The 22,297-nt window shown below is 63.4% G+C and carries 20 protein-coding genes; 7 read left to right on the top strand and 13 right to left on the bottom strand.

The window, feature by feature from the left end; genetic code table 11:
- Positions 1-76: 76 nt before the first annotated feature.
- The 4 genes from ald to VCJ09_RS01705 form a co-directional block, all read right to left on the bottom strand.
- Entirely contained in the window at positions 77-1,201 is a 1,125-nt protein-coding gene (ald, locus tag VCJ09_RS01720; RefSeq protein ID WP_324732900.1) for an alanine dehydrogenase, read from the bottom strand.
- A gap of 162 nt (positions 1,202-1,363) precedes the next feature.
- Positions 1,364-2,860, bottom strand: coding sequence for a pyridoxal-phosphate dependent enzyme (locus VCJ09_RS01715; protein WP_324732899.1), 1,497 nt, complete (start codon positions 2,858-2,860; stop codon positions 1,364-1,366).
- A 73-nt stretch (positions 2,861-2,933) separates the two neighbouring features.
- Positions 2,934-3,692, bottom strand: a complete 759-nt coding sequence (locus VCJ09_RS01710; protein ID WP_079204382.1) for a slipin family protein — start codon at positions 3,690-3,692, stop codon at positions 2,934-2,936.
- A 1-nt stretch (position 3,693) separates the two neighbouring features.
- Complete coding sequence (locus VCJ09_RS01705) at positions 3,694-5,103, bottom strand: NfeD family protein (protein ID WP_407693001.1); 1,410 nt, start codon at positions 5,101-5,103, stop codon at positions 3,694-3,696.
- 207 nt (positions 5,104-5,310) lie between these two features.
- On the opposite strand from VCJ09_RS01705, the gene yccS reads away from it, so the two are divergent.
- Positions 5,311-7,488 (top strand): YccS family putative transporter, encoded by a 2,178-nt coding sequence (yccS, locus tag VCJ09_RS01700; RefSeq protein ID WP_324732898.1) that lies wholly within the window; start codon positions 5,311-5,313, stop codon positions 7,486-7,488.
- Between the two features lie 139 nt (positions 7,489-7,627).
- Here yccS and VCJ09_RS01695 read toward each other — a convergent pair whose 3' ends face one another.
- Complete coding sequence (locus VCJ09_RS01695) at positions 7,628-8,485, bottom strand: HDOD domain-containing protein (RefSeq protein ID WP_324732897.1); 858 nt, start codon at positions 8,483-8,485, stop codon at positions 7,628-7,630.
- An 86-nt stretch (positions 8,486-8,571) separates the two neighbouring features.
- A complete protein-coding gene (locus VCJ09_RS01690) occupies positions 8,572-8,802 on the bottom strand; it encodes a hypothetical protein (protein WP_324732896.1) in 231 nt (76 codons plus the stop codon).
- A 116-nt stretch (positions 8,803-8,918) separates the two neighbouring features.
- Between VCJ09_RS01690 and VCJ09_RS01685 the strand changes: the two genes are divergently transcribed.
- A complete protein-coding gene (locus VCJ09_RS01685; protein WP_324732895.1) occupies positions 8,919-9,401 on the top strand; it encodes a GreA/GreB family elongation factor in 483 nt (160 codons plus the stop codon).
- 99 nt (positions 9,402-9,500) lie between these two features.
- On the opposite strand, the gene VCJ09_RS01680 is transcribed toward VCJ09_RS01685, so the two are convergent.
- Positions 9,501-10,265 carry a substrate-binding periplasmic protein gene (locus VCJ09_RS01680; protein ID WP_324732894.1) on the bottom strand — a complete coding sequence of 255 codons (765 nt, stop codon included), beginning with the start codon at positions 10,263-10,265 and terminating at the stop codon, positions 9,501-9,503.
- A 125-nt stretch (positions 10,266-10,390) separates the two neighbouring features.
- Between VCJ09_RS01680 and VCJ09_RS01675 the strand changes: the two genes are divergently transcribed.
- Positions 10,391-10,624 carry a DUF2789 domain-containing protein gene (locus VCJ09_RS01675; protein WP_079204374.1) on the top strand — a complete coding sequence of 78 codons (234 nt, stop codon included), beginning with the start codon at positions 10,391-10,393 and terminating at the stop codon, positions 10,622-10,624.
- A gap of 48 nt (positions 10,625-10,672) precedes the next feature.
- On the opposite strand, the gene VCJ09_RS01670 is transcribed toward VCJ09_RS01675, so the two are convergent.
- A complete protein-coding gene (locus tag VCJ09_RS01670) occupies positions 10,673-11,179 on the bottom strand; it encodes a M48 metallopeptidase family protein (protein ID WP_324732893.1) in 507 nt (168 codons plus the stop codon).
- 475 nt (positions 11,180-11,654) lie between these two features.
- On the opposite strand from VCJ09_RS01670, the gene VCJ09_RS01665 reads away from it, so the two are divergent.
- Together VCJ09_RS01665 and VCJ09_RS01660 are read left to right on the top strand one after the other, a co-directional pair.
- Positions 11,655-12,338: a polysaccharide lyase family 7 protein gene (locus VCJ09_RS01665; protein WP_324732892.1), complete on the top strand. Its 684-nt coding sequence runs from the start codon at positions 11,655-11,657 to the stop codon at positions 12,336-12,338.
- A 457-nt stretch (positions 12,339-12,795) separates the two neighbouring features.
- Complete coding sequence (locus VCJ09_RS01660; RefSeq protein WP_324732891.1) at positions 12,796-13,080, top strand: hypothetical protein; 285 nt, start codon at positions 12,796-12,798, stop codon at positions 13,078-13,080.
- Positions 13,081-13,232: 152 nt separating this feature from the next.
- Here the strand turns inward: VCJ09_RS01660 and VCJ09_RS01655 are convergent, their stop codons facing one another.
- From VCJ09_RS01655 to tkt, 5 genes are all read right to left on the bottom strand, one after another.
- Positions 13,233-13,619, bottom strand: coding sequence for a hypothetical protein (locus tag VCJ09_RS01655; RefSeq protein ID WP_324732890.1), 387 nt, complete (start codon positions 13,617-13,619; stop codon positions 13,233-13,235).
- A gap of 384 nt (positions 13,620-14,003) precedes the next feature.
- Positions 14,004-15,068 (bottom strand): class II fructose-bisphosphate aldolase, encoded by a 1,065-nt coding sequence (gene fba / locus VCJ09_RS01650; RefSeq protein WP_324732889.1) that lies wholly within the window; start codon positions 15,066-15,068, stop codon positions 14,004-14,006.
- Positions 15,069-15,377: 309 nt separating this feature from the next.
- Positions 15,378-16,541 (bottom strand): phosphoglycerate kinase, encoded by a 1,164-nt coding sequence (locus tag VCJ09_RS01645; protein WP_324732888.1) that lies wholly within the window; start codon positions 16,539-16,541, stop codon positions 15,378-15,380.
- A 4-nt stretch (positions 16,542-16,545) separates the two neighbouring features.
- Positions 16,546-17,613 (bottom strand): erythrose-4-phosphate dehydrogenase, encoded by a 1,068-nt coding sequence (gene epd / locus VCJ09_RS01640; RefSeq protein ID WP_324732887.1) that lies wholly within the window; start codon positions 17,611-17,613, stop codon positions 16,546-16,548.
- Positions 17,614-17,746: 133 nt separating this feature from the next.
- Positions 17,747-19,744: a transketolase gene (tkt, locus tag VCJ09_RS01635; protein WP_324732886.1), complete on the bottom strand. Its 1,998-nt coding sequence runs from the start codon at positions 19,742-19,744 to the stop codon at positions 17,747-17,749.
- Positions 19,745-19,943: 199 nt separating this feature from the next.
- Here tkt and VCJ09_RS01630 point away from each other — a divergent pair, with 199 nt between their 5' ends.
- Both VCJ09_RS01630 and metK read left to right on the top strand, forming a co-directional pair.
- Positions 19,944-20,954 (top strand): ArsR/SmtB family transcription factor, encoded by a 1,011-nt coding sequence (locus VCJ09_RS01630; protein ID WP_324732885.1) that lies wholly within the window; start codon positions 19,944-19,946, stop codon positions 20,952-20,954.
- Between the two features lie 53 nt (positions 20,955-21,007).
- Positions 21,008-22,198, top strand: coding sequence for a methionine adenosyltransferase (gene metK / locus VCJ09_RS01625; protein ID WP_324732884.1), 1,191 nt, complete (start codon positions 21,008-21,010; stop codon positions 22,196-22,198).
- Positions 22,199-22,297: the final 99 nt, after the last annotated feature.

Here is a 22,297-nt window from a genome sequence, read left to right as displayed (position 1 = left end):
AGGCCAAAAGCATCGCGCCGGGGCGGCCCTCCCACAAAAGCAGCAGACATCCCTGTGCGGGCCCCGGCCGCTCGCGCTACAGCAGATGCTCCAGCACGCTGGTCGCCGATTGGAAGGGCAAGCCATGGGCTTCGGCGACGCTGCCGCAGATAATCACACCCTTGGCCACGTTGAGGCCATTGCACAGATGCGGGTCGTCCTCCAGCGCGCGGCGCGTGCCTTTCTCGGCGAGGGCGATGACGAACGGCAGGGTCGCGTTGTTCAGCGCCAGGGTCGAGGTGCGCGCCACCGCGCCGGGCATGTTGGCCACGCAGTAATGCACCACTTCGTCGACCACATAGGTCGGATTATCGTGGGTGGTGGCCTTGGAGGTCTCGGCACAGCCACCCTGGTCGATCGCCACATCCACCAACACCGAACCGGGCTGCATCTGCCTGACCATCTCGGCGCTGATCAGTTTGGGCGCGGCGGCACCGGGAATCAGCACGCCGCCGATCACCAGGTCGGCCGCCAGAATCTGCTCGCGCAGCGCGGCGCGAGTCGAGTAGAGGGTGGTGATACGGCTGGCGTACTGGTTGTCCAACCGACGCAGGGCATCGACGCTCTTGTCCAGCACCGTGACATCGGCGCCCAGGCCCACCGCCATGGCCAGGGCATGACTGCCGACCACGCCGCCGCCGAGGATCACTACCTTGCCCGGCGCCACGCCCGGTACGCCGCCGAGCAACACCCCGCGACCGCCCTTGGCTTTTTCCAGGCAATTGGCCCCGGCCTGGATCGACATGCGCCCGGCCACCTCGGACATCGGCGCCAGCAGCGGCAGACGGCCGTGACTATCGGTGACGGTTTCGTAGGCGATGCAGGTGGCACCGCTGGCCATCAGCTCGTCGGTCTGCGGCCGGTCCGGCGCCAGGTGCAGGTAGGTGAATAACGTGTGTTCGGGGCGCAGTCGCGCGCGCTCGGCGGTCAGCGGTTCCTTGACCTTGACGATCAACTGCGCCTCGGCGAACACCTGCGCCGCGTCCCCGGCGATCTGCGCGCCGGCCGTCTGGTAGTCGCCGTCGCTGAAGCCGATCGCGGCGCCGGCCAACGTCTCGACCCAGACCTGATGGCCAAGGCTGGTCAGTTCGGCTACCGAATGTGGGGTCAAGCCGACGCGGTACTCATGGTTCTTGATCTCTTTGGGAACACCGATACGCATGATTCTCTCCTTAATCCGACGAGTAACTTGAAGTGTAGAAGAGCGATGGCGCCGACCTCCCTGTATATCCGCCGCACTTCAGGGGAAATCCACGATTCTCTCCAGTATCACGGCACGTTCTGCGCAAATCGGCGCAGAACGCGACAGTTTGTCCGCAGCCTGTCAGCTGCGCGGATGCAGCCAGGCCGGCGCCAGGGTGGCCGGATCGATCGCAGGCGCCTCAGCCAATTCGACGCCCTGGGCACGCAACAGCGTGGCGAGCCGACCATCGGCATAGGCGCCAAACAGTTCGTTGCAGCCCCCGACCAGTTCGCCACCGACGAATATCTGCGGGATGCTGAGCATCCCGCTCTTGCGCCGCAGCGCCACACGCAGGCGGCCGCCGAGGTCGTCCTGCTGGTACTCGACCGAGTCCAGGTCGACCGAGCGGTAGGGCACGCCGAGAGCGTTGAACAGCTTGCGCGCCGACCAGCAGAACTCGCACCACTCCAGGGCGAACATCACCAATGGTTGCTGGCGGTCGGCGAGGATCTGCGCCAGCAACGCCTCGATCTTGGCATCGACTTCTTCGCCGATAGGCTCTGGCTGCGCGGCACTTGGCGGGGCGGGGCTGACGTCGAAGCGGTAGTTGGGCGTCGAGCTGGCCAGCTGCTGTTCCTCCTCGCTCATGTCGACGGCGATGTCGTCGAACAGCGGCGTGGACAAATAGCGCTCGCCGGTGTCCGGCAGCATGCACAGGATACGGCTGCCGGGGGCAGCATCGGCGGCCACAGCCATGGCGCCAGCGAAGGTGGCGCCGCTCGAAGGCCCGCAGAAGATGCCCTCCTGGCGCGCCAACTGGCGGGCGTAGTGCAGGGCTTGGCTACCGTTGATCGGCACGATCCGGTCGATCAGGCCAAGACGGCGGGCGTCTTCGGTGAGTTTGGGGATGAAGTCCGGGGTCCAGCCTTGCATCAGATGGGGGCGAAACGCCGGGTGACTGTTCAGCGGCCGACCGTCGGCGTCACGCGCTTGTTCGATACCGCTACCCAGCAGCGGCGAGTTATCCGGCTCGCAGACCACGATGCGGGTTGCCGGGCGGTACTCGCGCAACACCCGCGCGGTGCCCTTGAGCGTGCCGCCGGTGCCGTAGCCGGTGACGAAGTAGTCGAGCGAGCCATCGGCGAAGGCCTCGAGGATTTCCAGGGCGGTGGTGCGCGTGTGGGCGTCGGCGTTGGCCTCGTTCTCGAACTGGCGCACCAGGAACCAGCCATGCGCCGCAGCCAGTTCCTCGGCCTTGCCGAGCATGCCGCTGCCTTTGAGCGCCGCCGGGGTAAGCACCACTCGGGCGCCAAGAAAACGCAGAATCTTGCGCCGCTCGATGCTGAAGTTCTCGGCCATGGTCACCACCAGCGGGTAACCCTTGGCCGCGCAGACCATGGCCAGGCCGATGCCGGTGTTGCCGCTGGTGGCCTCGATCACCGTCTGCCCGGGTTGCAGTGCACCGCTGGCTTCGGCCGCTTCGATCACGCTGAGGGCCATGCGGTCCTTGACCGAGCCCATGGGATTGAAGGCTTCCGCCTTGACGTACAACTCGATGCCGGGCGGCGCCAGGCGATTGATACGGATCACCGGGGTGCGGCCGATGGTGGCCAGAATACTCTCGTAGCGAATGTTCATCGCAGCCTCCGTCAGCAGTCTCGGCCACAGCGCAGGGCTCGCACGCTGCGAGCCCTGCGCTGTGGCTGGCCGGCTAATTATTGCCCTTGCGTTCGGCCATGCCCTGGAGCAGTTCGATCGGTAGCGGAAAGACGATGGTCGAGCTCTTGTCGCCGGCGATATTGCTCAGGGTCTGCATGTAGCGCAGCTGCATGGCGCCTGGTTGGCGGCCGAGCATCTCGGCGGCCTGCATGAGCTTTTCCGAGGCCTGCAATTCACCCTCGGCATGAATCACCTTGGCCCGCCGCTCACGCTCGGCTTCGGCCTGCTTGGCGATGGCGCGGATCATCGATTCGTCGAGGTCGACGTGCTTGATCTCGACATTTGCCACCTTGATGCCCCAGGCGTCGGTTTGTGCATCCAGCACTTGCTGGATATCGACATTCAAGCGCTCGCGCTCGGCGAGTATCTCGTCCAGTTCGTGCTTGCCGAGCACCGCGCGCAGGGTAGTTTGCGACAGCTGGCTGGTGGCCGCGTGGTAATCCTCGACCTGGATGATCGCCTTCTGCGGGTCAAGCACGCGAAAGTAGATCACCGCATTGACCTTGACCGAGACGTTGTCGCGGGAAATCACGTCCTGGGTCGGCACATCCATCACGATGGTGCGCAGGTCGACGCGGACCATCTGCTGGATGCCCGGAATGATGATCACCAGGCCCGGCCCCTTGACCCGCCAGAAGCGCCCCAACTGGAACACCACGCCGCGCTCGTATTCGCGCAGGATACGAAACGCCGAAACCAGCAGCGCCATCAGCAGCACCGCCAGCGTGGCAAAACTCAGTTCAAAACCCATGTCAGTCTCCTTGTGGCGGTGTTGCTTCAGTGGTGGCGACGTCCAGCATCGAGCCTTTGCGCGCCAGCACCCGCACCTGCTGGCCGGGTTGCAGCGGCACCTGGCTGACGACCTGCCAGTTCTCTCCTTGCAGTTGCACCCAGCCGCCCAGCGGGTTGCTCGGCTGCACCGCCTGGATCCGCGTCAGACTGCCGATCAGTTCGCTGTCGCCGCCGACCAGGGCGCGACGCCTGGCGCGCAAGGCCATGCTGACGATGGCGAAAATAATCGCTCCCGTGGTCAGGGCCAGGGTCACGATCAACGCCAGGGGAATGCCGAAGCCGGGCACTTCGGTGTCGATCAGAATCAAGGCGCCAAAGACGAAGGCGACCAACCCGCCAATCCCGAGCACGCCGAAACTCGGCATGAAGGCCTCGGCCGTGATAAAGGCGATGCCGAGCAGGATCAAGGCCACTCCAGCGTAGTTGACCGGCAACAACTGCAGGGCGTACAGCGCCAGAATCAGACAGATACCACCGAGCACACCGCCGACACCGCTGCCCGGGTTGGAAAACTCGAAGAACAGACCGTAGACGCCGATCATCATCAACAGCAGCGCCACACTGGGATTGGTGATCACCGCCAGCAACCGTGCGCGCCAGTCCGGCTCGCGGCTGACCACCACGGCATCGGCAGTTTGCAGCGTCACCTCCACGCCAGCGGCGGTGAAGCGTTTACCGTCCAGCTGTGTGAGCAGATCGGTCAGGTCACGGGCGAGGTAATCGACCACCTTGAGCTCGAGCGCTTCTTCGGCGGACAGGCTGACCGACTCGCGCACCGCCCGCTCGGCCCACTCGGCATTGCGCCCGCGCAGCTGCGCCAGGCCACGGATATAGGCGGATGCATCGTTGATTTGTTTTTTACTCAGGGTATCGGTCGGTGCGCCGGCTTTCTCGGCCTCGGCGGCGCTGCCGGGCTTGTCACCCTTACCGGCGCTCTCTGGCTTGTCCGGTGCTGGCGCCGGTGCACCGGGCGTGCCGCCGATCTGCACTGGGGTGGCCGCGCCGAGGTTGGTGCCCGGCGCCATCGCCGCAATATGGCTGGCATAGAGGATATAGGTGCCGGCACTGGCGGCCCGCGCACCACTGGGTGCAACGAAGCTGGCCACCGGAATCGGGCTGGCGAGAATAGCCTTGATGATCGAGCGCATCGAGGTGTCCAGGCCGCCGGGGGTGTCGATGCTCAGCACCACCAGTACCGCGCCCTCGTTCACCGCGCGGGTCAGGCCGCGCACCACATAGTCGGCGCTGGCCGGGCCAATCGCGCCATCGACGCGCAGCTCCACTACCACAGTGGGCGCCGCCGTCAGCCCTGTGGGCAAGAGCAACAGGGCCAGGAGCAGGAGCAAACGCTGTATCGGGAAAACCTTCACGGCCCTCTCCACGACAGCCGTTAGGGGTGGCAAAAGACTGGCAAAGCACGGTTGTCTGCTTAGAGGATAGTCCATGAGTTTTCGCGCAGAGTCGGCGTCTTCGCCCCGAGCGGGCAGACCGGCCACAAAAGCTGTCATCAATAGGGTGCCAGACGCCCGCATACTCCGTTAGTCTGCTCACTATTACCGCTGCACAAGGTCGCCCGGATGCCCGCCAGCTCTTTTCGCCATTCCCTGCGCCGCCTGTGGGCGCTGGATAAATTCAGCTACAGCCTGCGGGTGTTCATCGCCCTCAGCGGCAGCCTGTGGCTGTGCTGGGCGCAGGACTGGATGCAGGCGTTGATTCCGCTGTTTCTCGGGGTGATCGCCAGCGCCCTGGCCGAGACCGACGACAGCTGGCAAGGCCGCCTGACCGCACTGCTGGTGACCCTCGGCTGCTTCAGCGCGGCGGCCTATACGGTCGAGTGGTTGTTCCCCTATCCCTGGCTGCTCGTCAGCGCCCTGGCCCTGGCCAGCTTCGCCCTGACCATGCTCGGCGCCCTCGGTGAGCGCTACGCCACCCTGGGCTCGGCCACCCTGATCCTGGCGATCTACAGCATGATCGGTGTGGAGCAGCGCGGCGGCATCGCCGGCCTGTGGCTGGAACCGCTGATAATAGTGGCGGGAGCGGCCTGGTACGGGGTGTTGTCGGTGATCTGGAATGCGCTGTTTGCCAACCAGCCGGTGCAGCACAGCCTGGCCCGACTGTTCCGCGAACTGGGCCAGTACCTCAAGCTCAAGGCCGCCCTGTTCGAACCGCTGCGCCAACTCGATGTGGAAGAGCGGCGCCTGGCCCTGGCCAAGCAGAACGGTCGGGTGGTGGCGGCACTGAATGCCGCCAAGGAAATCATCCTGCACCGCGTCGGCGGTGCTCGGCCAGGCAGCAAGGTCAGTCGCTACCTCAAGCTGTACTTCCTCGCCCAGGACATCCACGAGCGCGCCAGTTCCTCGCATTACCCCTACAACGAACTGGCCGAAGCCTTCTTTCACAGCGATGTGCTGTTCCGTTGCCAGCGCCTGCTGCGCCTGCATGGCGAGGCCTGTCAGCGCCTGGCCCAGGCCATCGAACTGCGCCAGCCGTTCGAGTACAGCGAGCAGTGCAGTCAGGCGCTGGACGACCTGCATGCCTCATTGCAGCACCTGGGACTGCAGAGCAACCCGGCCTGGCGCCAGCTGCTGCGCTCGCTAGCCGCCCTGGCCGGCAACCTCGCCGCCCTCGACCAACTGCTCGGCCACGCCAGCAACCCCGATGCCCTGGCCGAGCAACAGGACAGCAGCCTGCTGGATCGCGAGCCGCACTCGCTCAAGGAGGTCGCGGATCGTTTGCGCCAGCAACTGACCCCGACCTCGCTGCTGTTTCGCCACGCCCTGCGCCTGGCCATCGCCCTGGCCGCCGGCTATGGCGTGCTGCACTGGATTCACCCAACCCAGGGTTACTGGATCCTGCTGACCACGGTGTTCGTCTGCCAGCCAAACTACGGCGCCACCCGGCGCAAACTGGTGCAAAGGATCGCCGGCACGGTACTCGGCCTGGTGCTCGGCTGGGCGTTGTTCGACCTGTTCCCCAACCCACTGATTCAAGCCTTCTTCGCCGTGGCCGCCGGGGTGGCCTTCTTCGCCACCCGCAGCAACCGCTACACCCTGGCCACCGCGGCAATCACCCTGCTGGTGCTGTTCTGTTTCAACCAGGTCGGCGACGGTTACGGTTTGATCCTGCCGCGCCTGTTCGACACCCTGATCGGCAGCCTGATCGCCGGGCTGGCGGTGTTCCTGATCCTGCCGGACTGGCAGGGGCGCCGGCTCAACCGCATGCTGGCCAACACCCTCAGCTGCAACAGCACCTACCTGCGCCAGATCATCCAGCAGTATGTCAGCGGCAAGCGCGACGACCTGGCCTACCGCCTGGCCCGGCGTAATGCGCACAACGCCGAAGCCGCGCTGTCCACCACCCTCGGCAACATGCTCATGGAACCCGGGCATTTTCGTAAGGAGGCGGACACCGGCTTTCGCTTCCTGGTGCTGTCGCACACCCTGCTCAGCTACCTATCAGGCCTCGGCGCGCATCGCGGCGAAATTGTCCTCGGCGACCAGCAGAGTCCGCTGCCGGCGAGCGCCGCACGCCTGGCCGCCAGCCTCGAGGAAATCGCCAAGAGCCTTGCCGAGGAACATGCGGTGGCGATTCAGAGCGATGCCGAAGAGCAACTGGCCGCCGAACTGGAGCAGCACGCGGATGCACAGGACGACCAGCAGCGACTGGTGCAGACCCAGCTGGCGCTGATCTGCCGGCAACTGGGGCCATTGCGCACCCTCGCCGCGCACCTGCTCAAGGACCGCAGCAAGCCCTAGGCGGCGCGGCCCGCGGCGAATGCTGCCCGCAGGGCAGGTTGTAGTGTCGGTGCAGGACCCACCGAGGCCGGCGAATTTGAGTTAACCCGCTAACCGTAGAGGCCACTAGCCAAGCGCTATGCAGCGGGCTGTCGAGCCGTTAGCGCAGCACTGCGGCCATCTCATGGATTACGTCCCAATGCTGGCTGACCAGAGCCAGGCTGCCGTCCGCCGCCACTTCATTGTGTAAGCTATCGAGCTTGGCGTAGGCGGCCAGACTGATCAGCGCCGGCAACTGCGCTTCGCCGTTGGTGTCATGCATGGTGTGGAACAGGCTCAGGTTGACCAGATCGAGCAACTCGATCTGCCGCTGGCGCTGCAGCGTCCAGTTGCCCGCCTCGCGCACGATGTCCACGTAGGCCTCATCCACTGCCCATTTTTTCAGCAGCATCACCCCCAGCGATTTGCTGTAGACCTGGCACAGGCTGTGGTAACGCGCCGGTGTCGGCACCAGATCAGCGCTCTTGAATGCCGAGAGCACCGCGAGCGAGCCCACCTCGCTGAGCAGGCTGGCGAGCACCGCATGATCGGCCTGCACCTTGCCCACCTTGCGCGCGAGAAAGCCGCAGATGCTCGCCTTCAGGGTCAGCCGCTGCCAGGCGCCCATGAACAGCAATTTATGGCTGGGGCTGTGCAGAACGAACAGGCTCTTGACGCTGTGCAGCATCACCACCCGATCCACCTGCTGTATGCCGAGCACGCGCAACACGTCCTGTAGGGTTTTCGGTGCCAAGCGGGTGCGCAGCAAGGCGCTGGAGGCGTACTTCATCAGCAACGCACTGAGCGCCGGATCCTTGCTGATCAGGCTGATCAGCAGGGTCATGCTGACCTCAGGCCTGGCCAGCGCCCGGCGGATTTCCAGGGTCAACATCGGCAGGCTGGGCAGTTGCTCCTGGTCATTCATCAGTTGAGTGACTACCTGCCGATAAATCGAGTAGTCCGACTGTGTCGTCTCCATCATGGCCTCCCGCCGCAGATGGAGCGCAGTGTAGCCAAGGCCGTGATCTATTGCGCCAATTTGATGGCAGACTGCCGTCCGAGCAATCAGGCGATGCTCGCCTGGCTGGCCTGAGCGCGACGACGAATGGTCAGATCGACCTTGAGGCAGATCGCCGCCAGCAGCATGAAGCCGGCTCCGAGGTTGCCCCGGCTGATTTGCACACCGAACAGCCCGCTCAACCATTCGGCAATCGGCCCCGGGTAGTTGGCCAGCAAGGCGCCCAGCGGCACCAGCAGAAACAGGAAGAAAAACCCCATCGACCGCATCATGTTCATTCCCACACCCTCACTTTTAGTAGCAACCCGTGCACAATGCCGCCTTCGGTAGCCATGGCGACACTAGACTTTGGTGCATAGACCGAGATTTTTCCTGCCGACCCTGCGAGTGACCGTTGAACAAAGCTCTGCTCCAGCAACTGATTCTCGACAAGCTGCACACCGACCTGGCACTGGCCCGGCAAGCGGCGTTGACTGCCTATGAAACGGCCACCCATGAAGAGAATATTGCCGAGAACAAGTACGACACCCTGGGCCTGGAGGCCTCTTATCTGGCCGCCGGGCAGGCGCGCCGGGTCGAGGAGATTCGCCAGGCCCTGAGCGCCTGGGAAAAACTTCGGCTGCGGCCCTTCGATGCGCAACTGGGCATTCAGCTCAGCGCCTTGGTGTGGCTGGCCGATGTCCAGGGCGCTGAGCAGTGCCTGTTCCTCGGCCCGGACGGTGCCGGCCTGAAGCTGCTGCTGGAAGGTCAGGAGGTACGGGTGATCAGCCCACGGGCACCGCTTGGACAACGCCTGATCGGCTGCGGTGCAGGCGATCGGGTGGAGTTGCGCATGGGCAGCAGCAGCCAGCGATTCGAGGTGCTGCGGGTCTGCTGAACGCCCGCACTCAGCGGGTTTCAGCCCACCAGCATTAAATTGAGCCGTTGCTGGCCGGCCCCACGCTCACCCTCAGAAAATAATTGCTACATAGCCTTCTCATGGAATATCTACCTGCCACTGGGCCGCCAGCCGGGCTAGTTGCCCACGCTCGACCAACTGCCGAAAGCCCTCGTCGAAATCCTCGCGCAGACGTGCATGGCTGCGCTGCAGAGGGAAGGCGAAGTAACCGTCCTGGAGATCGATAGGGGGTTCGAGCTGGCTGATTTCATCACCCAAGCCCAGCGCCTGCAACACCGGCTGGGTGTTGCGCTGATTGCTGACGAGCAACTCGAGGCGTCCGACGCTGAGCATTTTCAGGCCGTTGTCGACCCCCTCCACGGTGACCAGGTCTAGCCCCTCGCGTACGGTATCGAAACGCTCCCCGTAGGCCCAGGCACGCACCACGCCAATGCGCTGACCGGCCAGTTGGCGGAAATCGCCGAACCAATCAAACGGCTTGTCGCTGCGGCGATAAAAGACGATCCGGTCGCGATAGAAAGCCGGCCCGACAAACGCGAAACGCGCCTCGCGCGCAGGACTGCGATAGGGGCCGATAAGGATGTCGGCTTGACCCAACTCGACCATGCGCTGCGCGCGGGCCCAGGGGTAAGACGCGAAGCGCAGGCTGTAGCCACGCGGTTCAAGCACCTGGCGCAGGGCGTCAGGGCCGAGCCCCCGGTATTCGCCCGCCGCCGTGCGCTCGAAAACCCGCGAAAAATCGCTGCCGACCGCCAACAACTCGCGCGCCAGCGCCAACGGAGGAAGCAGCAGCGCAAGGCTGGCCACCACCGCGAACAACCTGCGCGAAAACCCTGAAGGCATGCTGCCACCTCGAGCCCCTGAAAAACCTGCCTGCATGCAGGCCTTGGCGGTCTGCATCCTGCGGCCGGTATTTGTCGATATACGCTAGGCTGTATGGGCGAGTCCACTCTCCAGAGGAGCACATCATGGAAAGCCCTACCCACGGTCTCTCGGCGCTGTTTAAGCAGCTCGGTTTGCCTGCCGAACAAGCCAGCATCGAGCGCTTCATCACCACCCATTCGCCGCTGCCGGAAACCTGCAAACTGGCTGATGCGCCCTTCTGGAGCGCCGCCCAGGCCAGCTTTCTGCGCGAGGAGATCCTCGAGGACGCCGACTGGGCGGAAGTCGTCGATCAGCTCAATCTGCTGCTGCGCGGCTGACAAACAACTCGGTGACTGACCCCCGAGCATTGATTGCCGCCCGCGAACTCAGGCCGGGCTACGCCCCTGCAGCTCGCGCCAGGTCAGGTACACACGCAGATCGAACTCCACCTGATGATAGTCGGGCAGCATGTATTCGCAGAGTTTGTAGAACGCCTTGTTGTGCTCGGCCTCTTTCAGGTGGGCCAGTTCGTGTACCACGATCATCTGCAGAAACTCCGGCGCGGCCTCCTTGAACAGTGCGGCCACGCGAATCTCCTTCTTCGCCTTGAGCTTGCCACCCTGCACCCGGGAAATCGCAGTGTGCAGGCCGAGGGCGCGATGGGTCAGGTCGAGGCGGTTGTCGAACAGCACCTTGTCGATCGCCGGCGCATTGCGCAAATGCTCCTGTTTCAACGCCACGATGTAGGCGTACAGCGCCTTGTCGCTCTGCACGCCGTGCTTGCCGCTGTAGCGCTGGGCCAGGTAGTCGCCCAGGCGCTGCTCGGCGATCAGCTGGCGGATCTGCTCTTGCAGCTGGAGCGGGTAGCCCTGGAGGAATTTCAGTGGGGTCATGGACAGTACCGGGCGATTCTCGTGGGCCTGGGTTGCGCAGTATGCCGCAACCCGGCGATCGGGCAACCTGCTGCCGCCAGTCTGTGGAAGCTCGGGGGGTCTGTCCCCAGCCGCAGGAAAACCCGGCGCTAGCCCCGGCGGCGCACCAGACCAGCGCCCCTCGCCGGCAATCCCCTCAGGACCAATATCGCCATCTGGAGCATCCAGACATCGCGCTCGGCTGCCACGCGGAGCAGATACGGCGCAGGGCCTGCTCAATCAATATCTTGACGTCAATAAATAGACTAACTGCCATCATCTTTCCGAGCCGCCTGCCGCTATAACGACGACCGCATCCCGCGGCCAATGGCAGCCCCTGCCCCAACCTCCTCCAGTTCGCGTGTGTCACCCGCAGGAATGCCAAGTAAGCCGTTACTGACTCAAGGATGAGATGTGCCCCTCGACTGCAGTCATTTCTCTTCTAGGAGAATCAGTCATGATCGATCTTGCCACCTGGAATCTGAGCATTCCCGTCGGTATCCCCGCCACCACCATCGACACCCCCCTGCTAGCCGGCGGCTATCAGGATCACTACTTCCAGTCGAAAGACGGCGCGATCTTCTTCTGGGCCCCGGTCAACGGCAGCACCACCAAGAATGCCAAGTACCCGCGCAGCGAGCTGCGTGAAACCGCCGCCGACGGTAAGCGGCACAACTGGACCTACCCCAGCGCCGACAATTTCCTGCGCGCCGCCCTGAAAATCAGCCAGGTGCCCTCGACCGGCAAGCTGGTGATCGGCCAGATCCACGCCCACCAGAGCAGCGCACCGCTGCTCAAGCTGGAGTACCAATACAAGGAGTATTTGGCCGGCGGCAATATCGTGGCCAAGGTGCGCCTCAAGCCCGACGCCCCGATTCAGGTCATCACTATCGCCAGCCACATCGAACTGAATCAGCGCTTCACCTACAGCATCCACCTGACCCCGAACGGCACGCTGTCGATCAACCTCAATAACAACAACTGGAATACCCGGCTCGATTCGGCTTGGGCGGCGAAATCCTTGTACTTCAAGGCCGGGGCCTACCCCCAGGACAACCGTGGCTACGAGACCGAAGCCGGCGCCGCGGTCTTCTTCAAGCTGGATATCGAGCATCGGCCGCTGATCAGCTCTACGCCATAACGCAAAAAAGCGCTCGAGGCAGGCGGTGTGAAAACGTAGCGAGCAAAGGTCAGGCAAGGCAAAAACAGGCGAGAAAGCGCAGTTCACGAGCTGTAAATGAGCATTTTGTCGGGGACGCTAGTCGGGGCTCGCATACGCGCCTGTTTTTACCGCAGCATGCTGCCGAACGGCTTCAGCTCAATAACCCCTCGAGGCGTGCATGACCTCGCAGCGGGTCGACGAACCAGCCCCCACAGGGAGTGGTCTAACCAAACGCAGGGATCGTAACCGTGAGCGGAACAATGCTGTTTAGGTGCAGGTATGTTCAATCGCTCCCTGATGGTGCGAGCCCATGCCAGGGCAAGGCCTCTGGTTCGCCGCAAGCGCCTTGGCGGCTTCGCTTTTGCGTCTGCTTCGAAGCAACCGATCTCGTATCGCCTTCCTTGCGCTGCACTCAACATCATGAGGAGATTAACCGATGGTTACTCACTACAAGGTCGCGGGTCATCTCGCCTGCGGCAGCCACGGCAGCAGCCTTGCCTCCAGCAGCAAACTTAATCAGGTGAAATGCCATAACTGTCGCAATACGGACGTGTACAAGGAGGCTCGGAAGGCCGAACGAAATGCGGCGCGCAGAGCAGCGCGAAGATCCAAGGCCGCTCATGTGTCGAGTGACTGGCGCGCCGCGTGGCGGGAGAAACTCTCCGACATGCCGGGGCGGCAGCGACTCCCGAGAGGGTTTGGTGGCCAACCCTACGTCTAACGCTGAGCGAATAGCCGGCTATTCAGACGATATATCGGCGATTGCAGCCACTCGCGTTGAGCCTGTGCGCAAGAGCCGTCTCATCATGCTGGAGTGTCTGGGTAAAAAACCGGCGGGCGGAGAGCCTGCCGGTTAAGCCGTTCGCGATTCGATCAAAGCGCGCGTTTCAGCTCAAGCTCCGGGAAGCGCTCACGGAACAGTCGCTCACTGTCCTGAATAAGCTTTTGGCCATCGGCAATTTTGCCGTTGCCTTGAGTAACTTGTGCACGCCCACCTTCTAGATCGCTTTCGGCGGCCTTCAGATCCGTTTCCGCAGCACTAATCTTCTTTTCGCCTTTTTTTACCTGCTTCTCGCCGGCGCGAATCAAAGCGGAACCGAGATCCCAATCATCGGCGAAGTGCTGGCGAAGATCAGCTCTGGCCTGGGCCTGCTTAGCATGAACCCGCATCATGTCAGCCGTGCTTGGCTCGCCACTGGCACAGCCTACAAGGGTGGTTACAGCCATTCCAACAGCGATATACAGAGCTAATTTTTTCATTGATAACCTCGAGTCATGTCGAACAGCCAGTTGCGCACTTTGTAAGGTATTACCCGAACCAACCATCCTCTAGACTCATGTATCCATGAAAATCGCGGCATCAAATGCCGCTCTCCTGGCCATGCTGTCGAGCAGTCTAATCAGCACTGCAAATAGACGACATAAGCAAAAGAAAATCACATCGCCATCAGCTCTAAAGCTAACGCGCACAAACTGAGCCCTGTGTAGCGCAAGAATCCTGCGCTGTGCGCGCGCATGCCTGCCCCCGCACTGCGCCCGGTCATTTCACGACCTGCAGCAAAACACAGGAAGTGGCCAGCCGAACAGGCGCTACAGTCGACAAAAAGCCCGCTAATTAGCGGGCTTTTTCGTTGCAGCCGAGGCTTAGTTGACCTTGGCGGCCAGCTCACCCTTGGCATACCGCTGGAACATGGCTTCCAGGTTCATCGGCTTGATCTTCGAGGCATTACCGGCAGTGCCGAAGGCTTCGTAGCGGGCGATGCAGATGTCGCGCATCGCAGTTACGGTGGCACCGAAGAATTTACGCGGGTCGAACTCACTCGGGTTCTCAGCCATCAAGCGGCGCATAGCACCCGTAGAGGCCAGGCGCAGGTCGGTATCGATGTTGACCTTGCGCACGCCGTACTTGATGCCTTCAACAATTTCTTCGACTGGCACGCCGTAGGTTTCTTTGATGTCACCGCCGTACTGGTTGATGATCGCCAGCCACTCTTGTGGCACCGAAGAAGAACCGTGCATCACCAGGTGGGTGTTGGGGATGCGCGCGTGGATTGCCTTGATCCGGTCGATGGCGAGGATGTCACCGGTCGGCGGCTTGGTGAACTTGTAGGCGCCGTGGCTGGTGCCGATGGCAATGGCCAGGGCATCGACCTGGGTGCGCTTAACGAAGTCGGCGGCTTCTTCCGGGTCGGTGAGCATCTGACTGTGGTCGAGCACGCCTTCGGCGCCAACGCCGTCTTCTTCGCCGGCCATGCCGGTTTCCAGGCTGCCCAGGCAACCCAGCTCACCTTCCACCGACACGCCACAGGCGTGGGCGAAGGCGACGGTTTGCTGGGTCACGGCGACGTTGTAGTCGTAGTCGGCCGGAGTCTTGCCGTCTTCTTTCAGCGAGCCGTCCATCATCACCGAGCTGAAGCCCAGCTGGATCGAGCGCTGGCACACGTCCGGGCTGGTGCCGTGGTCCTGGTGCATGCACACCGGGATATGCGGGAATTCTTCGATTGCCGCCAGGATCAGGTGCCGCAGGAACGGCGCACCGGCATATTTGCGCGCACCGGCGGAGGCCTGGACGATCACCGGGGAATCGGTCTTGTCGGCCGCTTCCATGATCGCGCGCATCTGCTCGAGATTGTTGACGTTGAAAGCCGGCACGCCGTAGCCGAATTCGGCGGCGTGGTCGAGCATCTGGCGCATGCTGATAAGTGCCATGGTGTTCTTTCTCCCGGAGGGACTCGTTAATCGTGCAAGCCTGCCGCAGGGGCAGGCGCTATTCAAGTATTCAGGGACAAGGGGTCAGCTCGTCCGCCCCTGGCGCACCAGAGGATGAAATTCGTCGCCCGGAGTGCATCCCGACGATTCAGCCAAGGTGGCCGGGCAAATCATCGGTGCCGGCCCAATAGACCAGCCCTTCTTCGCCCTTGCGCTGGAAGGATAGCCGGCCCACGCCGCGAGCATGGTAATCGACAACCCACAGGGAGCCTGGTTCAACCTCGCGGCGGCCTTCCCGACCAACAAGGGCTAGCCCTTGGCGCGCTGCTCCAGCACTTTCACGGCCGGCAGCACCTTGCCCTCGACGAACTCGAGGAAGGCGCCGCCGCCGGTGGAGATATAGGAAATCTTGTCCGCCACGGCGTATTTGTCGATGGCCGCCAGGGTGTCGCCACCACCGGCAATCGAGAACGCCGGGCTGGCGGCGATGGCTTCGGCCAGCACCTTGGTACCGTTGCCGAACTGGTCGAACTCGAACACCCCGACCGGACCGTTCCACAGAATGGTCTGCGACGACTGCAGCAGCTCGGCGAATTGCCGCGCGGTCTGCGGGCCGATATCGAGGATCATGTCGTCATCGGCCACATCGGCGACCAGCTTGACGGTGGCGGTGGCGGATTCGGCGAACTCCTTGGCCACCACCACGTCCACCGGCAGCGGCACGCTGACCTTGGCGGCGATGGCTTTGGCGGTATCCAGCAGATCGGCCTCGTACAGCGACTTGCCGACCGGAAAACCGGCGGCAGCGAGGAAGGTGTTGGCAATCCCGCCGCCGACGATCAGCTGGTCGCAGATCTGGCTCAGGCTGGTCAGGACATCGAGCTTGGTCGACACCTTGGAGCCGGCGACGATGGCCGCCATCGGTTTGGCCGGATTGCCCAGCGCCTTGCCCAGGGCATCCAGCTCAGCCGCCAGCAGCGGGCCGGCGCAGGCCACCTTGGCAAACTTGGCCACACCATGGGTCGAGCCCTGGGCGCGGTGGGCGGTGCCGAAGGCGTCCATGACGAACACGTCACAGAGCGCGGCATATTGCCGGGCCAGTTCGTCGCTGTTGTTCTTCTCGCCCGGATTGAAGCGGACGTTTTCCAGCAACAGCAGTTGGCCGGGCTGGATGTCGAGGCCGTCGAGGTAATCGCGCACCAGCGACACTTCACGGCCGAGCGCCTGGCTCAGGTAATCGGCGACCGGCTTGAGGCTGTTTTCTGCGGAGTATTCACCTTCGTTCGGGCGACCCAGGTGCGAGCAGACCATGACCGCCGCACCCTTTTCCAGGGCCAGCTTGATGGTCGGCAGCGCGGCGAGGATGCGCGCGGCGCTCGTCACCGCGCCGTCTTTTACCGGCACGTTGAGGTCTTCGCGGATCAACACGCGTTTACCTTGGAGGTCGAGGTCGGTCATCTTCAGAACGGTCATGGAATCAGTCCTTCACGGGGGCTGGTTGAATGGGAACAGGAGACACGGCGAGAAAGTGTTCGGCCACGTCGAGCATGCGATTGGCAAACCCCCACTCGTTGTCGAACCAGGCCAGCAGATTGACCAGGCGCGGCCCGGAAACCCGGGTCTGACTGCCATCGACGATGGCCGAGTGCGGATCGTGGTTGAAATCGCAACTGGCATGGGGCAACTCGGTGTAGGCGATCAACCCCTGCAGCGGGCCACTTTCGGCGGCCTGACGCAGCACCTGATTGATTTCTTCCGCGCTGGTGTCACGCGCGGTCTGCAAGGTGATGTCCAGGCAGGACACGTTTACCGTCGGCACGCGTATGGCTTTGGCCTGAATCCGCCCGCTTAGTTCCGGTAGCAGCCGTTCGATACCCCGCGCCAGGCCGGTGGACACCGGAATCACCGACTGAAAGGCCGAGCGCGTGCGGCGCAGGTCTTCATGGTGGTAGGCATCGATCACCGGCTGATCGTTCATCGCCGAGTGGATGGTGGTGATGGAGACGTACTCCAGGCCCACCGCCTCGTTGAGCAACTTGAGCAGCGGCACCCCGCAATTGGTGGTGCAGGAAGCGTTGGACACCAGGCGTTCGTCACCGGTCAGACAGTGTTGATTGACCCCGAAGACGATGGTGGCATCGATATCCGTTTCGCTGGCCATCGGCTGGGAGAACAGCACCCGCGGCGCACCGGCCGCGAGGAAACGCTGGCCGTCGGCGCGAGTGTGATAAGCGCCGGAGCACTCCAGCAACAGGTCGATATCCAGCGCCGCCCAGTCGATGTCTTCCGGCGTCGCCTGGCGCAGCACCTGCACGCAGTCGCCATTGATATGCAGGCAGTCGCCATCGACCTTCACCTCGCCGGGAAAGCGCCCGTGGGTGGAGTCGAAACGGGTCAGGTATTCGATGCTGGCCTGGTCGGCCAAATCATTCAGCGCGACTATTTCCAGGCGCGCCCCGGCACCGCGCTCATGCAGCGCGCGCAGCACGCAGCGACCGATGCGGCCGTAGCCGTTGAGGGCGATTCTGTAGGGGCGATTGGACATAGGGACTCGAACGTAGGTTGGGTTGAGGAGCGCAGCGACGATACCCAACAACCTGGGCAGCGCCACTGCAAAAACGATGGGTATCGCTTCGCTCAACCTGCGCGGCTCGACCCATCCTACGGTTCTCCTGACCTCAGTCTTCCAGCAGTTCGGCGGCGGTTTCCAGCAGGTTCTCGACGGTGAAGCCGAAGTGCTCGAACAGCGCCGGAGCGGGGGCGGACTCACCGAAGGTGGTCATGCCGATGACGCGACCTTCCAGACCGACATACTTGTACCAGTAGTCGGCGTGGGACGCCTCGATGGCAATCCGCGCGCCAACCTGCAGCGGCAATACCGCCTGCTTGTAGCCGGCATCCTGCGCATCGAACACGCTGGTCGACGGCATGGACACCACGCGCACCTTGCGGCCCTGCTCGCTCAACTGCTCGTAAGCGGCGACAGCCAGGCCGATTTCCGAGCCGGTGGCGATCAGGATCAGCTCAGGCTCGCCGGCGCAGTCTTTCAGCACGTAGCCGCCGCGAGCGATGTCGGCCAACTGCTGGGCATCGCGGCCCTGGTGCGGCAGGTTCTGCCGGCTGAAGATCAGGGCGCTGGGGCCATCGTTGCGCTCGATCGCGTACTTCCAGGCCACCGCCGATTCCACCGCATCGCAGGGACGCCAGGTGTCGAGGTTGGGCGTGCAGCGCAGGCTGGCCAACTGCTCGATCGGCTGGTGGGTCGGACCGTCTTCGCCGAGACCGATGGAGTCGTGGGTGAACACGTAGAGCACGCGCTTTTTCATCAGCGCCGACATGCGCACGGCATTGCGCGCGTATTCCATGAATATCAGGAAGGTCGCGCCGTACGGCACGAAGCCGCCATGCAAGGCGACGCCGTTCATGATCGCGCTCATGCCGAACTCGCGCACACCGTAGAACATATAGTTGCCGGAAGCGTCTTCAGCCGAGACGCCCTGGCAGCCTTTCCACAGGGTCAGGTTGGAGCCGGCCAGGTCGGCCGAGCCGCCGAGAAATTCCGGCAGCAGCGGGCCAAAGGCGTTCAGCGCGTTCTGGCTGGCCTTGCGGCTGGCGATGGTTTCGCCTTTTAGCGCGACTTCCTGGATATAGGCGGCAGCCTTCTCGGCGAAATCGGCCGGCAGTTCGCCACTGATGCGACGCTTGAACTCGGCGGCCAGTTCCGGGTAGGCGGCGGTGTAGGCGGCGAAGCGCTGATCCCACTCGGCTTCGGCGACGGCACCGGCCTCTTTGGCGTCCCACTCGGCGTAGATGTCGGCCGGGATCTCGAACGGACCGTGGTTCCAGCCCAGGGCGGCGCGGGTCAGGGCGATCTCGTCAACGCCCAGCGGTGCGCCGTGGCAGTCTTCCTTGCCCTGCTTGTTCGGCGAACCGAAGCCGATGGTGGTCTTGCAGCAGATCAGGGTCGGCTGCTCGCTCTTGCGCGCGGTGTCGATGGCGATCTTGATTTCTTCGGCGTCATGGCCGTCGACATTGCGGATCACCTGCCAGCCGTAGGCCTCGAAGCGCTTCGGCGTATCGTCGGTGAACCAGCCTTCGACTTCGCCGTCGATGGAAATGCCGTTGTCGTCGTAGAAGGCGATCAGTTTGCCCAGGCCCAGGGTACCGGCCAGCGAGCTGACCTCATGGCTGATGCCTTCCATCATGCAACCGTCGCCGAGGAAGGCGTAGGTGAAGTGGTCGACGATCTGGTGGCCATCGCGGTTGAACTGGGCGCCCAGCACCTTCTCGGCGAGGGCGAAACCCACGGCATTGGCCAGGCCCTGGCCGAGCGGGCCGGTGGTGGTCTCGACGCCCGGGGTGTAGCCGTATTCCGGGTGACCGGGGGTACGGCTGCCCATCTGGCGGAATTGCTTGAGGTCTTCGATGCCCAGGTCGTAGCCGGTCAGGTGCAGCAGCGAATAGACCAGCATCGAGCCATGGCCGTTGGACAGCACGAAGCGGTCGCGGTCGGCGAACTCCGGGTTGCTCGGGTTGTGCTTGAGGTAGTCGCGCCAGAGGACTTCGGCGATGTCCGCCATGCCCATAGGGGCACCGGGGTGGCCGCTGTTGGCTTTCTGCACGGCATCCATGCTCAGGGCACGAATGGCATTGGCACGCTCACGACGGCTGGGCATCACTGAATCTCCTGCGAGGGCTGCTTTACAACAGCGGGTCGAAAAAAGGGGGCCATTTTCGCCCAGCGGAGCCCACCGGGGCAATGACAGATAGTCGCAGAGCCAATGTTTTCTGGCTTCTTCGCCAGCAATACCAATATCAAAACTTTTTGATATTGGTATTGCTGGATGAAAAATGACCGACTAAACTGCTCGACCTATGAATATGCGCGCCTCACTTCTGGCCTTCCAACCCGTCGACGCCCTCGCTGCCCTGTGCAAGGCCAGCGGTGATCCGTTGCGCCTGAACGTGCTGCGCGCCCTGACCAACGACTCCTTCGGCGTACTGGAACTGGCGCAGATCTTCGCCATTGGCCAGTCGGGCATCAGCCACCACTTGAAGGTACTGGCCCAGGCCGGCCTGGTGGCCACCCGCCGCGAAGGCAACGCGATCTTCTACCGGCGCGCCCTGGCCCATGGCGAACAGCTGGGCGGCACCCTGCACGCGGCGCTGCTCGATGAAGTGGATAGCCTGCAGTTGCCCGCCGAAGTGCAGGGTCGAATTGCCGAGGTCCACAGCCAGCGCGCCGCCGCCAGCCAGGATTTTTTCGCCCGTACCGCGGCCAGCTTCCAGGCCCAGCAGGATCTGATCGCCGGCTTGCCGCAATACCGCGACAGCCTGCTGGCGCTGCTCGATGCCCTGGGTTTTACCGGCGCGGCGACGGCCCTGGAAATCGGCCCCGGCGACGGTGCTTTTTTGCCCGAACTGGCGCGCCGCTTCAGGCAGGTCACGGCGCTGGACAACAGCCCGGCGATGCTCGAACTGGCCCGCACGCGCTGTACAGCAGAAGGCTTGGGCAACGTCGAGCTGCAACTCGCCGATGCCCTGAACGATGACTACCCGGCCGCCGACTGCGTGGTGCTGAACATGGTCCTGCACCATTTCGCCGCACCCGCCGAGGCGCTGAAACAGCTGGCCCGGCAGGTGAACAGCGGCGGCAGCCTGCTGATCACCGAGCTGTGCAGCCACAACCAGAGTTGGGCCAGGCAGGCCTGCGGCGATCTCTGGCTGGGCTTTGAACAGGATGACCTGGCCCGCTGGGCAGTCGCCGCCGGACTCACACCGGGCGAAAGCCTGTACGTGGGTTTGCGCAATGGTTTCCAGATTCAGCTGCGGCATTTTGCCAAGCCAGATCAACACAACGGCCCAAGCGCGGGCTCACGCACATGAACGGGCTCACGAGGCCCCTCTCACCCACCGGTAAACAATAGGAAAACCGATCGATGAGCGAATACTCCCTCTTCACCTCCGAGTCCGTCTCCGAAGGCCATCCAGACAAGATCGCCGACCAGATCTCCGATGCGGTGCTCGACGCCATCATCGCCCAGGACAAACACGCCCGCGTGGCCTGTGAAACCCTGGTCAAGACCGGTGTGGCTATCGTCGCCGGTGAAGTCACCACCAGCGCCTGGGTCGACCTCGAGCAGATCGTCCGCGACGTCATCTGCGACATCGGCTACACCAGCTCCGACGTCGGTTTCGACGGCGCCACCTGCGGCGTGCTCAACATCATTGGCAAGCAATCCCCGGACATCAACCAGGGTGTCGACCGGGTCAAGCCGGAAGACCAGGGCGCCGGCGACCAGGGCCTGATGTTCGGCTACGCCAGCAACGAAACCGACGTACTGATGCCCGCGCCTATCGTGTTCAGCCACCGCCTGGTCGAGCGCCAGGCCGAAGCGCGCAAGTCCGGCCTGCTGCCGTGGTTGCGCCCGGACGCCAAATCCCAGGTCACCTGCCGCTATGAAGACGGCAAGGTGGTCGGCATCGACGCGGTGGTGCTGTCGACCCAGCACAACCCGGAAATCAGCCAGGCCGACCTGCAGGAAGCGGTCATGGAACTGATCGTCAAGCACTCCCTGCCAGCCGAATTGCTGCACAAGGGCACCCAGTACCATATCAACCCGACCGGCAAGTTCGTCATCGGCGGCCCGGTGGGCGACTGCGGCCTGACCGGACGCAAAATCATCGTCGACACCTACGGCGGCATGGCCCGTCACGGCGGCGGCGCCTTCTCCGGTAAGGATCCATCCAAGGTCGACCGTTCGGCGGCTTACGCCGGTCGTTACGTGGCGAAGAACATCGTCGCCGCGGGCCTCGCCGAGCGTTGCGAGATCCAGGTGTCCTACGCCATCGGCGTAGCCCAACCGACCTCGATTTCGCTCAACACCTTCGGCAGCGGCAAGATCAGCGACGACAAGATCATCCAGCTGGTGCGCGAGCACTTCGACCTGCGCCCGTACGCGATCACCAAGATGCTCGACCTGCTGCACCCGATGTACCAGGCGACCGCGGCCTACGGCCACTTCGGTCGTACCCCGGTCGAGATGACTGTTGGCGACGATAGCTTCACCACCTTCACCTGGGAAAAAACCGACAAGGCCGCCGAGCTGCGCGCGGCCGGCGGCTTGTAAGCCCCTCGGGAAAAACCTAAAGCCCCGCCTGGTGCGGGGCTTTTTGTTGTGCGGAGAAAACCGACTAGGCTGTAAAGCCTAGTCTCCGAGCAAGGATGC

The organism is Pseudomonas paeninsulae, from assembly GCF_035621475.1.
GTDB lineage: Bacteria > Pseudomonadota > Gammaproteobacteria > Pseudomonadales > Pseudomonadaceae > Aquipseudomonas > Aquipseudomonas paeninsulae.
The sequence above is the reverse complement of the archived record's forward strand: the minus strand, read 5'-3'. Positions and strand labels throughout refer to the sequence as shown.